This window comes from Acinetobacter brisouisimilis, from assembly GCF_000368265.1.
Lineage (GTDB): Bacteria > Pseudomonadota > Gammaproteobacteria > Pseudomonadales > Moraxellaceae > Acinetobacter.
Window position 1 is genome coordinate 1727961 of record NZ_KB851219.1, and the last position, 649, is coordinate 1728609.

Consider the following 649-nt stretch of genomic DNA (forward strand, 5'->3'; position numbering starts at 1 on the left):
GCTGCAAGCAAGGTAGCAACTGCAATACGACTTAATTTCATGGATATCCTCCAGATAAAACAATTGTTTTAGGTATAACCTAAATTATTTACTTTCTGAGATATTCTTACATCTCAGTCTTTTAAAGTTTCGAGTTTGTATAATACAAGCTCATTCGGAAAATTTAAACTTGAATAGCATAACTAGGGGCATCTTTTTTTAGATTAAGCTATTTTCTCAAATGTTATTATTCTAATTTGCATTGAATTTACAAATTAAATCTTTGAAATTTATATAATGTCGTTACAAACAACTTACCCCATAAAAAACTATATAAGAAATAACAACAAATACAATAGTTTACATAAAAATAACTCAACCATGTAAATACGTATATAACCGAACAATAATAGTTATATAACCAAGTATAATTTTTAGTTATATTTAAAAAATATTCAGTTTATTTTAGTTTTTAATAACATCATTATTTACTCTATTATCTTCGGCTCATTAATCATGGCTCCCCTATTAAAATACCAATGACAAAAAAGCGGCTCAAATGAGCCGCTTTTTTGTCACCTCAACTCAAATTATTGAGCTGCTGGCGCTGTCGGTTGAGCAATCACTGTACGGCTACCTGTAATCGCAGCAAATACACGACGGTTCATTG